The following is a 13,010-nucleotide window of genomic DNA, read 5'->3' on the forward strand; positions in this document are numbered from 1 at the left end:
GCGTAGTGCTGGCGCACCTGATCCATGGTGACGTAGCCGGTGCCGAACCGGTCGACGATCGGGAACGGGTTGCCGTTGAAGCGAAAACCACCTTGCTACCTGCGAGGACGGGGAGGAAGCTCGCGCGTTCCATCATGGACGGTGGGGCTATTTGATGGAGCTGTCGTTGGAACACGCTGTTAGTCGACCGATAAACCAGCGTCCTGCGGGGCCTGGCGGATCGTCGGATCGATAGGCGATGGACACTGGCAGTCGAAGTCCGCCTGCAGGTAAATCCTCGATGATCAGCGAGACCAGCCGCCCTTCCTCGATATCCGTCTTCACGGCATGTTCCGGCATCCCGCCCCAACCAAGGCCGTTGATCAGAAAGGTATGTTTGGCGAAGAGGTCGGCCAGCCGCCAGGTCTGCGAAGACATCACGCCGAATTCCCGCCCGGCCGATAACTCCGTACGATCGGTGAGGATCAGCTGAACATGCTGCTCGAGTTGGCTCTTGGAAATCGGCCCTTCGATCAATGATAAGGGATGGTCTGCGGAAGCAACGATATTGAACAGGATACTGCCGAGAGGCTCGGTTGCGATCCCTGACGGCATGACCGGCAAAGAGCCAACGATGCCGACATTGGCTCTTCGATCAAGTATGGGCTCCACCGTACCACCCAGCGCCTCCACGAATAGACGCAAGGGAACAGTTGGGAAACGCTCGCGAAAGTCCTTTGCTGCCTCGGCGATTATGTGGATGGGAAAGAACACGTCGATGACGACGGACAGCTCTGCTTCCAGCCCGGTGGCCATCCCCTTCGCGTAGGATTTGAATATGTCCACCTTGGCGATGATCTCGCGGGCTTTTGGGAGCAGCAAATCTCCTGCTCCGGTCAATCGAGGATATCGGCCATCACGATCGAACAATTCAACGCCGAGTCTAATTTCCAGGCTGCGAATGAGTTCGCTGACGGCCGACTGGGCCCGCCCCAGTCGGCGGCCTGCCGCAGAGAAGCTCCCTTCATCGACAGTCACCACAAAAGTGCGCAATTGATCGAGCGATATTCCGTCCAATCTCTGTTCCCTTCACCAATACCGATATGGGTGTAATATCGGATTACACGATGGTATCCATCATTAAATATCGGCTTTCCCAATGCTTTCCGCCGTGTGATGAGAGGGAACAGACAATTATTTTGGTCCTGCCCATGGCAGATAGGGAAAGTAGATACCGATGACAGCCGCATATTCTCCGCTGATTTCACAGAGTAAAGCCGTCCGCGTTGCATCCTGGGCTCTGCGCCTTCTTTCTGCTGCCGTGTTCCTGGCGGCCGGGGGCGCAAAGATTGCCGGGGTGCCGATGATGGTGGCGATTTTCGACCAAGTGGGTTTTGGTCAGTGGTTTCGCGTGTTGACGGGCATCGTGGAAGTCGGCGGCGCGATCGCGCTGCTGGTGACCGCAAGCACGGCATTCGGCGCTCTGACGCTCGCTGTCACCATGGTGTTCGCCGTCCTCACTCACCTTTTCCTGATCGGCGGCAATCCATTGCCAGCCGTAGTGTTGCTGGCGATAACCGGCACAGTGGCGTGGCTCCACCGTCGCAGCTTCGCTGTCATTTTGGATGCCCTGCGTTAAACGCCAGGCGGTTCAATCACTAGGAATCACCGTCATTGGGGGCGCGCACTTTGCTCGCAATGAGTTTTAGCTCTCGTCAGAGGCACTGATGATGCGTTTCACTGTTTTACTCCTTGCGTGTTTAAGTCTGGCATCTTGCCACACGACCCAAATGGGCCAGTCGCTGGGCTGGAAGGAGCCACAACGCGGCGACACGACGGACGCCTACTGAGCGTTCACTGCGATTGAAACTTGGAAGGAGTTCTCCTTGCAAATCGGTATCGATAGTTTTGCGATGCTTTTGACTGACCCTGCCACCGGCCGGTTGCAGTCGGCCGCCGATCGTATGGCAAGCGTCCTCGCCGAGGTCGAACTGGCAGACCAAGTGGGGTTGGATGTCTTCGGGATGGGTGAACACCACCGCGCAAATGCTCTGGACTCAGCGCCGGCGATAATCCTGGCTGCCGCCGCAGCACGGACGAAATCGATCAGGCTGACAAGCGCAGTCACAGTCCTTGGCGCGGCCGACCCTGTCCGAGTCTTTCAGGATTTCGCCACTCTTGACCTTATATCTCGCGGCCGGGCCGAGCTCGTTGTCGGTCGTGGTTCGTCCGTTGATGCCTATCCCTTGTTTGGGTTCGATTTGCGCGACTATGACGCGCTCTTCGTCGAGAAGCTCGAGCTTCTGCTCAAGATCAGAGCCAACCCCAAAGTCAACTGGCAGGGCCGGTTCCGCCCCTCGCTGAAGGGCGAGGGAATTTATCCGCGTCCCTATCAACACGATCTGCCAATCTGGCTCGGCGTGGGCGGAACACCGGGGTCTTTCGCGCGGGCTGGAACGCTTGGCTTGCCGCTGATGATCGCGATCATCGGTGGCAGCTTCGATCGCTTCCGGCCTCTTGTGGAACTCTATCGCGACGCTTGGCGCGACGCTGGCCACGATCCGGACAAGCAGAAGATCGGTGTCCATGCTCTCGGCTTTGTCGCAGAAACCGACAAGGCTGCGAAAGAGGCGTTTTTCCCCGGCTGGTTTCAGATGTTTACGGAAGCGGGAAAGGAACGAGGGTGGCCGCCGCCGACAGAGGCGCAATTCGAGCACATGTGCGGCCCGAACGGCGCGTTCCTGGTCGGCAGTCCACAAACGGTGGAGGACCGGATAGTCGCCGCCGATAAGGCCTTGGGAGGCGTGTCGCGGTTCACCTTTCAAATGAGCACAGCCGCACTGGATAATGACGCGATGCGACGCTCCATCGAGCTGCTTGGCACTGAAGTTGCACCGAACGTTCGTAAAGCAACGGCCTGGCGCCAATCGGCTTGATCGAGCTGCAAAAGAGCGTCATGAGCTAAGACCGGTCAGGCGCTTGACTGATCCGGCTATACGCCGAGAAGCTCACCTCGGCCTGCGCAATTCGTCCCGGCGAAAGCTGAGACAAGGGCGTTCTCAGCCCCGCCGCCCTCCCTTCGATATGGTGAAACGCCGCGGCGGTACGGCGCCGGCGTGCCGGGCGGCGAGCATCCTCCGACAGAGTGCCTATCGTGGCGGCGACCGGTCATGAAGGTCTTTCGGGCTTCATGGCGACGCTCAAAGGGAGATGCCGACCATTTTGAGTTTGCCGCAGAAGCTCGCTATGGCTTTTTCGACGCCCCGCCGCAGGAAATCCTGAACGGGCGCGAGGCAGCCGCAGCCAGCTTATCTGCACAAGCGCCGGAGAACCGATATCATCACCTTGTGTAAGTTTTCAAAAAGCGGTTAGCTGCCATCGTTGAGCTTCGTGTGCTGAGACGTGTCCGCATTCCGAGGAAAATCTCGTGCACTGGTCGAAACCGCTAAGACTGCATCTCGGCGTCCTGGTCGTCGCATCGCTGCTTTGCACGTCGACGCCGATCATCTGGATGGCCTTCAGCCATGGACGCGATGCTGCGGTGAGCGCCGGCGTGCAGCAGATGCGCGAGATGAGCTTGCGGCTGATCGAGGGATACCGGAATACGCTGCAGGGCGGCACCGAGGCGGTCGCACTGGCCGCGACGCTGCCGCAGCTTACTTCCCCGCCGCCCCAGGATATCAAGGCAAAACAGCAATTCTTTCTGGAAGTTCTGCGAAACGTCCCCAACGCGACGAGCATCTACACGGGCTACCCCGATGGCTCGTACCTGCAGGTCATCAATACGGTAAGGGAGGATGTTCGCCAGACCCTCTCGGTGCCTGAAGGCACGGCTTTCGCGGTCAGGACGATTGCACAGAGACAAACGACCGACGTCATATCGACGCTTCGCTTTCTCGACAGCCAAGCCATTGAGATAGGGACGAGGACCGTCGAGTATGCATCCTTCGATCCGCGGCAACGCCCGTGGTATCAATCCGTCGTTCAGGACGGTATCCCGGTTTCCGTTGGACCCTATGTCGCCGGCACGCTCAAGGTTCCGACGCTGACAATCGCAGCGCCGATGCGGGACAATGGCCAGGTGGTGGTCGGCATCAACATTCACCTGCAGACCGTCAGCCGCCTGCTGGACGCGGGTCAGATTTCGCCGCGAGCAAGAGCCTACATCATCAATGGTGGCGGTGATCTCGTCGCCCATTCCGACCCGGCTGTCATGAGCAGGACCATCGGACTATGGTCGAGAACGGCAGGCGCCTTTGCCGCGAGCGCCAACGGTTTCGACACCAGCCTCGCAACCGTGGCCCGGCTCAGGCAGGATCCCGCCTTTGCCAATGGCGGCCTGGCGCGGGTCGATTTCGATGGTGAAAGTCATCTGGTGCAGATTGCCCCCGTCAGCGTGTCTGGCCTGTTTCACGGAAGCGTGGCCGCAATCGTCGTGCCGCTGGAGGACCTGGTGGCCGAGGCCAATCGGCTGCTTGTGCGCAATCTCCTCATTGCCAGCGCCTTCGTGATTGCGGGTGTCGCTGCAACGGTGATGCTGTCGCGCATGGTCAGCCGCTCCCTCTATCGCCTGGCGGACGAGGCGCGCAGGATCGGCGATCTCGACGTCGGCGAGAAGCCCATGTCGCACTCCTGGATTACGGAGATCAACACGCTGGCGAGCGCGCTGGCGGCAAGCCGCCATGCCATCGGCCAGTTTGCCCTCTATGTTCCGCGCGAAGTCGTCAGGCGGATCATCGATCCCCAGGGAAGAACCGCCGTCAAGGCGCAGCGGCAGGATGTGACCGTGCTGTTCACCGACATCCGCGACTTCACCACCATCTCCGAGCAGCATTCGCCCGAGGACGTGGTCGATACGCTGTCGGCCTATTTCGAACTGTTGAACACCATCGCCGAGCGCCATGGCGGGACCGTCGTCCAATATCTCGGCGACTCCATTTTCGTCATGTGGAACGCCCCTGTTCCCGATGCCGGACATGCCGAAAACGGCTGCCGATGCGCGCTTGCCATGAAAGCGGCGGTCGACGACTTGAACGAAGCCAATCGTCAAAATGGCCGTCCCGCGCTCATCACGCGATTTGGATTGCACACCGGCCCGGCGGTCGTCGGCAGTTTTGGCGCGATTTCGCGCCAGCAGTACACGGCCATGGGCGATACGATCAATGTCGCCTCACGGCTGGAAGGACTGAACAAGGACTTCAACACCTCGATCCTGGTGAGTGCGGCCACACGCGACGCCGTTGCCGACCGCTTCCACCTTCGCCCGCTTGGCCTGGTGCAGCTCAAGGGGCGCGCCGAGAAGGTCGATCTATGGGAGCTTGTCGGGGATATCCATCACCTTACGAATCCGTAAAGTTGTGACTAAGGCCCTATCAGCTAGATTGCTGCCTCAGGCATCCGGGAACGATCGGGCTGATGGGCATGTAGACGATCTCGCCGGGGCCGGCGGTGACCGTTCCCCCGTCCGTCGAGACCGAAAGCCGGCCTTCCAGAACGATCATGACGGCTTTGACCCTTTTCGTTCGGGATTAGGTAGCAAAAACCACCCCTATAGCTTCAGGTTAATCGCCGTAGTCAATTCGCAATCATTTCAGAAATTACACTGAACGGCCGAACATTCCACAATCACCTCTTGCCATTCGTAGTACCACAACAGACCTTGCGCGATAACAGTCGAGGCCGCGACAACCAATATCATCTGTCGGAGCGTGAGGGATTTCCAAAACATAGACCGAGCTAGAAGTAGGCAGCTCGTCATTCCTGCCGGAAACATCAAAACTGGCACCCACGAAACAACTTCTGCTTCAAATCGGTCTTTCGACGAACAGCATAAGAAGTATTTGTGGTCTTCGGAAAGCCCAAGAATGACCTCGGTCACCGCTATATACCCACTCCAAACCACCGACACCGGGCCAAGAAGATACCCCACGACAGCGACGACGAGGAATGCCCCGAATAAAAACAGGAACGGCTTCAGGCCAAACATAAAAGCGAGTGTTTTCAGAACGAGGAAGACTGGCGATGCCAGAACACAAAGCAACGTCGCCGATGCCCAACCCCGCTCTTGTCTCTGAGTTGGAAGGTCGACTTCGGCTTGCACATCCATGCGTGGCCCCTCAAATGTGAAAAAGCGAAACGACCATGTGGTGATAGTGCGTGGCCAAAAGCGCTAACTCTGTGCTGATCACACTGTCAAGCCATCTATCGCGCGATCGGTTTGACTCCAACCCAAGAAGAACGCCTGCCCCCAGCGCGTTCGAAACCTGCTCGTGGGCACCTTTCGGCCCGTTGCAGGCGCCACTGGGAACACGTGCGCCCTCCTACCTCTTCGCCCGACTTCCTGAGGCTCCACTCCCCCACCCGTCACCTTACAAATCCGTAAGTTGTGACCAAAGCCCGATCAGCTAGATTACTGCCTCAGGCATCCGGGAACGATCGGGCTGATGCGAATCCTGCTTATCGAGGACGATACCAAGACGTCCGATTATATCGCGAAGGGTTTTTCCGAGGCCGGGCATGTCTGTGACGTGTTCGGCGACGGCCGCGATGGGCTGTTTCAGGCGCAGCGCGAGGCCTATGACGTCATCGTCGTCGATCGCATGCTGCCGGGCCTCGATGGCCTGGCGATCGTGCGTTCACTGCGCGCCGCCAAGGTCGGCACGTCGGCGCTGTTCCTGACATCGATCGGCGGCGTCGACGATCGGGTCGAGGGGCTGGAGGCGGGCGGCGACGATTATCTGGTCAAGCCCTTTGCCTTCTCCGAGCTGATGGCGCGCGTCAATGCGCTTGGCCGGCGGCCGCCGGTGCAGGAGCAGAGAACGGTGCTGAAGGTCGCCGATCTCGAACTCGATCTGATCCGGCGGGAGGCCCGCCGCGCCGGCCAGGTGATCGAGCTGCAGCCGCGCGAGTTCACCCTGCTCGAGGTGCTGATGCGCGGCGAAGGCCGGGTCATCACCAAGACGATGCTGCTGGAGCGGGTCTGGGATTTCCACTTCGATCCGAAGACCAGCGTCGTCGAGACCCATATCAGCCGCCTCAGGGCCAAAGTCGACAAGCCGTTCCAGGCCCAGCTTCTGCATACGGTTCGCAACACCGGATACAGCCTGCATGCGCCTCGAACAGGATGATTTCAGGCCCATCGGCCTGAAAATCTCAAATCCTGTTCGCAATTTAAAGAGTAAGAGCATGATGTCGTCCGAAAACCGCGCACACTTTTCGGCATCATGCTCTAGCCTGCGCAGGAGCACGCCCTTCCGGCTTGCCGTCACCTTCGGCGTCCTCTTCGTCGTCACCTTCATGTTGAGCGGCGCTATCATCTATCACATGCTGCGCCTCGGCCTCGGCCGCGATCTCGACCAGTCGCTGACCGAGATGAATTCGCTTGTCGTCTCGACCTATGAGCCCAACGATACCGAGGATCTGGTCAACACGCTGAACAATTATGCGAGCTTCCAGTCGACCTCCGACGGGCTCTACTCGCTGACCGACCATGCCGGCAAGAAACTCGCCGGCAATTTCGCCGCCCCCCGTATCCCGAACGGCGTCTATACCGTCACCTCAAGGGATGTCGGGCTGAAGGGGCATGAGCGCTACCGGATGCAGGTCTCGACCATCGGTCCCTACAGCCTGGTGGTGGCGGAAAACTTCAACGATGTCGACGAGATGCTGCGGATCGTGCTGGTCAGCTTCGAATGGGCGGCCGCGATCGTCGTGGCAACGGCGATCGGCGGCGGCGTCTTTCTCGCCGTTCGCGCCCAGGCGCGGCTGGACCGGGTCGCCCTGACCATGAACGATGTCTCGCTTGGCCAGCTTCAGGCCCGCATCGCGATCACCGGAAACGGCGACGATCTCGATACGGTGGCGATCCAGATCAACGCGGCGCTGGAGCGGCTGCAGAGATTGGTCGAGAGCATGCGGCAGGTGAGCGCCGATATCGCCCACGATCTGAAGACGCCTCTGAACAGGCTGCGCCTGACGCTGGATGCCGCGGTGGCCGGCAACGACCAGCAGGCGGATGTTTCGGCTCTGCTTGACGAAGCGCGAAACGAGAGCGACCGGATCAACGCCACCTTCGAGGCGCTGCTGCGCATTTCCCAGATCGAGGCCGGCGCCCGCAAGGAGCGTTTCCAGGCGACCGATATCGACGCCGTGCTTGCCGTCATTTCCGAGGTCTATATCGACGTCGCCGAAGACGCGCTGATGTCGCTTGATATCGCGGAGCGCTGTCCCGCGCTCATCCGGGGCGACCGTGATCTGTTGACGCAGATGATCGCCAACCTGGTGGAGAACGCGATCAACCACTGCCCGGCCGGAACTGGCATCACGGTTTCGCTCCGTTGCCAGGGCGGCCGCGCCATCCTTTCGGTCGCCGATACCGGCCCCGGCATTCCCGCCGGCGAAAGGGACAAGGTCTTCCGGCGTCTCTACCGGCTCGACAAGAGCCGCACGACGCCGGGAAGCGGGCTTGGGCTCAGCCTCGTCAAGGCGATCGCCGAGCTGCATGCGGCCGAGATCACCCTGGCGGACAATCATCCCGGCCTCATCGTTTCGATCGGCTTCCCGCTGATGCCAGCGGAGAAGCCCTAACCTCTCATCCCGGAGGAGCGGTTCTAACCGCTCACCCCGGGGGAGCGGTTCTAACCGCTCACCCCGGGGGAGCGGCCCTAGCCGCTCACCCTCCAAGCCGCGAGACGGCGGAAGCGACGAGCAAACCGGCGCACCTCAGCCGCCGTTCGATATGGCAGCACACTCCACGGCCGGCGGCGGCCCAGCCGATAGGTCGAAAGCCCTGCCTGGATCTGGGAACAGGGATCGGCCCTTTGGCTGACCGGCAGCGGATCGACGAAGCAGGCGCTCAGCCCATCATCGAACTCCAGATCGAAGGCGAGATCATAGGGCAGACGCATGGGCATGAGCATATCGGCAATCCAGCCTGCCGCCTTGCGATTGATCAGATAGGCGCCGGACCCCTTCTCGCGGGTGAGCGCGATGGCAAGCGAGCGTGACGCGGTCAGCGGCTCCACCTTGTGCTTTTTCCCGGAACTGACGGTCGACAGCCGCAGGATGTCCCAGCGCGCCTGGTGCTCGAGGGCGGCCTCGAGCAGCTCGGCCAGATCGTCATCGAAATCGAGATCGTCTTCCAGAATGAGCGCGAACTCGGCATGGCTTCCGAGGAAGCGCTTGGCGCATTCGACGTGGCTGAGATAACAGCCGATCTCGAAAGGGTTTGGCCTGCGGCCGTGCCGGCTGAGATAGGCTGCTTCGTCAAAACCCGGATGCGGCAGGCTCAGCCCTGCCCCATCGACCGCCGCCACGCGCTCGAAGGCAAGGCCGAAGCTTGCCAGCAGGCGTTCCATTCGAAACCGGCGCAATGGCGCACGGTCGAGATTGATCAGGTAGGTATTCACCCGCAGGCTGACCGGATGAAGGGCCGGCATAAGGGCGGCAGGTGCGGTGCGCATGTTCATGAGAGAGCTGACCTTCGACTTGGCAATGATGGCGCCAAGCCTGCGCTCCAAACCTCACGGGGACCTCGCTGGAACTATACATTTTCGTAAAGTGCGAGGGTCGAACGACCGAGGCTGCATTTCTTACGGATTGGTATGATCCCGGCAAAGTGCGCGTGAGAATGCCGCGCTACCTGCTCTCGTGCGGCACGCAGTGGACGCCTCCCTTCCCGCGATCGAAACCGACAACCAGCGAGCCTTCGATGACGACAGCGACCACTGCGTGCCGCCCCGGATGATCCCTGGCTTGAGCAATCGCTCAGCGCCTGCCTCCTCATTGATCAGAGTCGAAGGTGACGTGTTGGAACTCCATCTGTGTCTTCTCAAACCAGCATCGACTGCTGGGCGGAGATACCCGCCGTCGCGCCCTGCGATATTGCCGTGGTGACCGAGGCCATGGCTGGGTTTGCAAGATCGCCGGCAGCGTAGATGCCGGGCGTGCTGGTTTCGCGGCGCTCGTCGACCTTGAGGGCGATGCCGAAGGGCGTATTGACCGTGGCGAGGCCCAGTGAGTCATGCAGGCTTGCGGACGGCTTGTTGCGCGGATGCGCGAACAGGATGTCGACCGCGACATTGCGGCCGCTCTCGAGATTAACGGTGGTGATATGGCCCCGGTGATGGGCGATTTCGGCGATCCGGCCATCAACGACAGGTATGTTGCGGCGCGCCAGATCGGCCCGGATATCGGGTGCAATGTCGTGACCATCGGCGAAGACCGTCAACGTGTCGGTCCAGTCGTGGTACAGCCTGACATAATTGTGCGACGGCGGGCCGGACCAGACGAGGCCCCAATGCTGGCCGGCGACTTCAAAGCCATCGCAATAGGGGCAGGGCACGATGGATGTGCCCCAGCTTTCGGCAAAACCCGGAACAGCAGGCATCTGGTCGGCAACGCCATAACTCAGGATCAGGCGGCGCGCGCCAAGGCTTTCGCCATCGCCAGTGAGGACGGAGAAATCGTCGATGGTGCCGGAGATGCTGTCGGCCCGGGCATTGACCAGCTTGACCGTGGGATAACGCGCGAGCTGCTGCCGCGCCTCGGCCAGGATGTCCAGCGGTGGCTTGTGATCGTGGCCGAGCAGACCATGCGAGTGGCCGGCGAAGCGGTTGCGCGGCAGGCCGGTATCGAGGACGGTGACCTTGCGGCGGGCACGGCCGAGCTGAAGGGCGCCGGCGAGGCCAGCAAAGCTGCCGCCGATGATGATGACGTCATCCATGGTGATGGGCTCCGTGTTGCGGATGGAGGGGGTTGGGTTGGGCCAGGCGCAAAAACTCATTCAGCGATAGGCATTCGATATCGCCAAGCGGCCCGGGGAAACTTGATTTGGAAGACAGAGTAAAATCCATTCTTCGGCTTGCGCATTTCAGATACTACGTAGTATCGTAATGCTAGAATTAAGATACTGTCAAGGATCGTAATTGTCGTGACCGAAAATAGCCAGGCCCGGCGCGGCCGGCCCGCCAACGAGGCGCTTGGCCAAACGATAGTCGACGCCGCGTGCGAACTCTTTGTGGAATTGGGTTTTCAAGCGACGACATTGGACAAGGTCGCCCAGCGAGCGAGGATCTCCAAGCTCAGCATCTATCGGCACTTCGAGAACAAGGAGGCGCTGTTCAGTGCGGCCATCGCGGCCCACTGCCATCAGTTTGCACCACAGGCCCTTGTTGAAGGCGTCGACGGTTCGGCAGAACATCAGCTCATGGCGGTGGGAACATCCCTGCTTCGCACGCTGTTGAGCCCGGAGGTGCGCAGTGTCGAAGCCATGATCATGGCCGACAAGACGAATCAAAAGTCGTTAAGCAAGCTCCATTACGAAGCCGGCCCCGCCTATGTCATCGCCCAAATCGAGGCCCTGTTGCGTCAGTTGCACGCGAAGGCGGTTCTGAACGTGCCCGATCCTCTCCAGTCCGCCCGCTTATTTGCCGCGCTTATCAAAGGATCCGATCTCCTGATTATCGCACGCTTCGATGAGGCGAGAGCAGAGGACGATAACGAAATAGAATCCTATTGCCGGTCGGCCGTCGCCATGTTCGTCGCCGCGCACGGTGGCAACAATCACGCGGGCGGATAGCTTGATTAAGAACGGATCAGAACAAGGATATGGCATGACAGAGGAAAATGTTTATCAGGTCGCCGACTGGAAAGGCCAAAGCGGGGAGCGCTGGGTCACTTACCAGGCCCGGCTCGATGCCATGATGGCGGTGTTCGGCCAGGCCGCGATCGAAGCCGCCGCGCCCGCTACAGGCGAACGCGTGCTGGACGTCGGCTGCGGCGCGGGAGCGTCCAGTCTGGATCTGGCCGCCCGCGTCGGCGCGGGGGGCCATGTGCTAGGCGTGGACATATCCGAACCGCTGATCGGCAGAGCGCGCGCGCGAGCGCCGCAGGATATGCCGGTCCTGTTCCAGGTGGCCGACGCCAGCAGCACCGAGTTGCCCGAGGGCGCGTTCGACATCCTGTTCTCGCGCTTCGGAGTGATGTTCTTTGACGATCCTGCGGTGGCGTTCGCTCATATGCGGCGTGCGCTCAAGCCGGGCGCGCGGGTCGCTTTCGTCTGCTGGCGCGGCATGGCCGAGAACGATTGGGTTCGCTTGCCGATGGGCGCGATCAAGGGCATCCTCCCGCCGACGGCGCCGCCCGATCCCGAAGCGCCCGGCCCGTTCTCGTTTGGCGACCAGGGGCGGGTGGCGCGCATTCTAACGGCGGCTGGCTTCACCGATGTCGCCATCGCGCCCTTCGATGCCTCTATCCCATTCGGCAAGGGGGAGACGCGGGATGCGGCGCTCGACGACGCGGTGAAGATGACACTCGAAGTCGGCCCGCTGGCGCGCTCTCTCGCTGATCAGCCCGACGACATCCGCGCCCGCGCCTCGGCCGCGGTTCGTGCCGCCTTCGCGGGCTGCCCCGGTGAGCGGTCGGTGATGATCGACGGCGCGGCGTGGATCGTCACCGCGCGCAATCCGGCAAGCTGACAGGGATTATTAATACGCGCGACCTCTCCGTTCCCCGCCACGTCTCGCATGGCGCGTCCCCTCTCCCCGTCTTTTACGGGGGGCCGCAGGATGGGTCGAGACGAGTGGCTCGACCCCGGCAAGGCTAGGGTGAGGGGCAGTCCTCGTTGCGTAAGGCCTCGGCGACATAACGTGCGTCAGCCGTGCTCTGGGCTTAGCCACGAAAGTGGGCAGCCCCTGCGAGCTGCCCTTCGAAATGCAGGACTGCCTATTGCGCTTGCTTCCTCATGGCTTCGGCAATCTGCGCCTTGACGGCACTCAACCCGAAGCTCGCGCCCGTCTGCATGGGTGGGAATTCGACGGCGGATTTCGCCAATTGTTCTACCCGCTGCTGTACAAGCACGAAGCGCCAGAACTCGAATTTATACCATTCGAAATATTCGAGGGAGCCGGTGTTCCCCTTGTAAAACGCTGTCCGCTCGAACGGGTCCAGACGTAGATTGACGATGGTTGGCGCACCCAATGTCACTGTGTCACCGAGCCAGCCGCCGGGCTGTTCCTTGAAGGTATATTTGT

At 60.9% G+C, this 13,010-nt stretch carries 12 protein-coding genes and 2 pseudogenes; 8 read left to right on the forward strand and 6 right to left on the reverse strand.

The window, feature by feature from the left end; all coding sequences use genetic code 11:
• Nucleotides 1–147 precede the first annotated feature (147 nt).
• On the reverse strand, nucleotides 148–1,056 hold the full coding sequence (locus AC1D1Z_RS21535) for a LysR family transcriptional regulator (RefSeq protein ID WP_130715890.1): 909 nt from the start codon (nucleotides 1,054–1,056) through the stop codon (nucleotides 148–150).
• 160 nt (nucleotides 1,057–1,216) lie between these two features.
• Between AC1D1Z_RS21535 and AC1D1Z_RS21540 the strand changes: the two genes are divergently transcribed.
• The 4 genes from AC1D1Z_RS21540 (at nucleotide 1,217) to AC1D1Z_RS21555 (ending at nucleotide 5,332) form a co-directional block, all read left to right on the forward strand.
• Nucleotides 1,217–1,618: a DoxX family protein gene (locus AC1D1Z_RS21540; RefSeq protein WP_168319642.1), complete on the forward strand. Its 402-nt coding sequence runs from the start codon at nucleotides 1,217–1,219 to the stop codon at nucleotides 1,616–1,618.
• 247 nt (nucleotides 1,619–1,865) lie between these two features.
• Nucleotides 1,866–2,915 carry an LLM class flavin-dependent oxidoreductase gene (locus tag AC1D1Z_RS21545; RefSeq protein ID WP_446947694.1) on the forward strand — a complete coding sequence of 350 codons (1,050 nt, stop codon included), beginning with the start codon at nucleotides 1,866–1,868 and terminating at the stop codon, nucleotides 2,913–2,915.
• A 234-nt stretch (nucleotides 2,916–3,149) separates the two neighbouring features.
• On the forward strand, nucleotides 3,150–3,332 hold the full coding sequence (locus AC1D1Z_RS21550; protein ID WP_168319644.1) for a hypothetical protein: 183 nt from the start codon (nucleotides 3,150–3,152) through the stop codon (nucleotides 3,330–3,332).
• Between the two features lie 74 nt (nucleotides 3,333–3,406).
• Nucleotides 3,407–5,332: an adenylate/guanylate cyclase domain-containing protein gene (locus AC1D1Z_RS21555; protein WP_477851654.1), complete on the forward strand. Its 1,926-nt coding sequence runs from the start codon at nucleotides 3,407–3,409 to the stop codon at nucleotides 5,330–5,332.
• Nucleotides 5,333–5,396: 64 nt separating this feature from the next.
• Here AC1D1Z_RS21555 and AC1D1Z_RS21560 read toward each other — a convergent pair.
• Together AC1D1Z_RS21560 and AC1D1Z_RS21565 are read right to left on the reverse strand one after the other, a co-directional pair.
• Nucleotides 5,397–5,492, reverse strand: a pseudogene (locus AC1D1Z_RS21560) (hypothetical protein); the annotation flags it as partial.
• A gap of 77 nt (nucleotides 5,493–5,569) precedes the next feature.
• Entirely contained in the window at nucleotides 5,570–6,085 is a 516-nt protein-coding gene (locus AC1D1Z_RS21565) for a hypothetical protein (protein WP_446947692.1), read from the reverse strand.
• A gap of 337 nt (nucleotides 6,086–6,422) precedes the next feature.
• Here AC1D1Z_RS21565 and AC1D1Z_RS21570 point away from each other — a divergent pair, with 337 nt between their 5' ends.
• Both AC1D1Z_RS21570 and AC1D1Z_RS21575 read left to right on the forward strand, forming a co-directional pair.
• Nucleotides 6,423–7,106 carry a winged helix-turn-helix domain-containing protein gene (locus tag AC1D1Z_RS21570; RefSeq protein ID WP_112906171.1) on the forward strand — a complete coding sequence of 228 codons (684 nt, stop codon included), beginning with the start codon at nucleotides 6,423–6,425 and terminating at the stop codon, nucleotides 7,104–7,106.
• A 58-nt stretch (nucleotides 7,107–7,164) separates the two neighbouring features.
• Nucleotides 7,165–8,565 (forward strand): sensor histidine kinase, encoded by a 1,401-nt coding sequence (locus tag AC1D1Z_RS21575; protein WP_446947691.1) that lies wholly within the window; start codon nucleotides 7,165–7,167, stop codon nucleotides 8,563–8,565.
• A gap of 77 nt (nucleotides 8,566–8,642) precedes the next feature.
• Here AC1D1Z_RS21575 and AC1D1Z_RS21580 read toward each other — a convergent pair whose 3' ends face one another.
• Nucleotides 8,643–9,446, reverse strand: coding sequence for a glycosyltransferase family 25 protein (locus AC1D1Z_RS21580; protein WP_026188298.1), 804 nt, complete (start codon nucleotides 9,444–9,446; stop codon nucleotides 8,643–8,645).
• Nucleotides 9,447–9,808: 362 nt separating this feature from the next.
• Nucleotides 9,809–10,702 carry an NAD(P)/FAD-dependent oxidoreductase gene (locus AC1D1Z_RS21585; protein WP_461522613.1) on the reverse strand — a complete coding sequence of 298 codons (894 nt, stop codon included), beginning with the start codon at nucleotides 10,700–10,702 and terminating at the stop codon, nucleotides 9,809–9,811.
• A gap of 207 nt (nucleotides 10,703–10,909) precedes the next feature.
• Between AC1D1Z_RS21585 and AC1D1Z_RS21590 the strand changes: the two genes are divergently transcribed.
• Nucleotides 10,910–11,557 carry a TetR/AcrR family transcriptional regulator gene (locus tag AC1D1Z_RS21590; protein WP_477851655.1) on the forward strand — a complete coding sequence of 216 codons (648 nt, stop codon included), beginning with the start codon at nucleotides 10,910–10,912 and terminating at the stop codon, nucleotides 11,555–11,557.
• A gap of 34 nt (nucleotides 11,558–11,591) precedes the next feature.
• Nucleotides 11,592–12,455, forward strand: coding sequence for a class I SAM-dependent methyltransferase (locus AC1D1Z_RS21595; protein WP_477851656.1), 864 nt, complete (start codon nucleotides 11,592–11,594; stop codon nucleotides 12,453–12,455).
• 247 nt (nucleotides 12,456–12,702) lie between these two features.
• Here the strand turns inward: AC1D1Z_RS21595 and AC1D1Z_RS21600 are convergent.
• A pseudogene (locus AC1D1Z_RS21600) lies at nucleotides 12,703–13,010 on the reverse strand (arylsulfatase); the annotation flags it as partial.

The sequence above is a fragment of the Rhizobium sp. P1_E1 genome (assembly GCF_056406015.1).

Coding starts and splice junctions, on each gene's coding strand:
- AC1D1Z_RS21540 (WP_168319642.1), top strand. CDS start 1,217: ATGACAGCCGCATATTCTCCGCTGATTTCACAGAGTAAAGCCGTCCGC.
- AC1D1Z_RS21550 (WP_168319644.1), top strand. CDS start 3,150: ATGAAGGTCTTTCGGGCTTCATGGCGACGCTCAAAGGGAGATGCCGAC.
- AC1D1Z_RS21565 (WP_446947692.1), bottom strand. CDS start 6,085: ATGGATGTGCAAGCCGAAGTCGACCTTCCAACTCAGAGACAAGAGCGG.
- AC1D1Z_RS21570 (WP_112906171.1), top strand. CDS start 6,423: ATGCGAATCCTGCTTATCGAGGACGATACCAAGACGTCCGATTATATC.
- AC1D1Z_RS21575 (WP_446947691.1), top strand. CDS start 7,165: ATGATGTCGTCCGAAAACCGCGCACACTTTTCGGCATCATGCTCTAGC.
- AC1D1Z_RS21580 (WP_026188298.1), bottom strand. CDS start 9,446: ATGAACATGCGCACCGCACCTGCCGCCCTTATGCCGGCCCTTCATCCG.
- AC1D1Z_RS21585 (WP_461522613.1), bottom strand. CDS start 10,702: ATGGATGACGTCATCATCATCGGCGGCAGCTTTGCTGGCCTCGCCGGC.
- AC1D1Z_RS21595 (WP_477851656.1), top strand. CDS start 11,592: ATGACAGAGGAAAATGTTTATCAGGTCGCCGACTGGAAAGGCCAAAGC.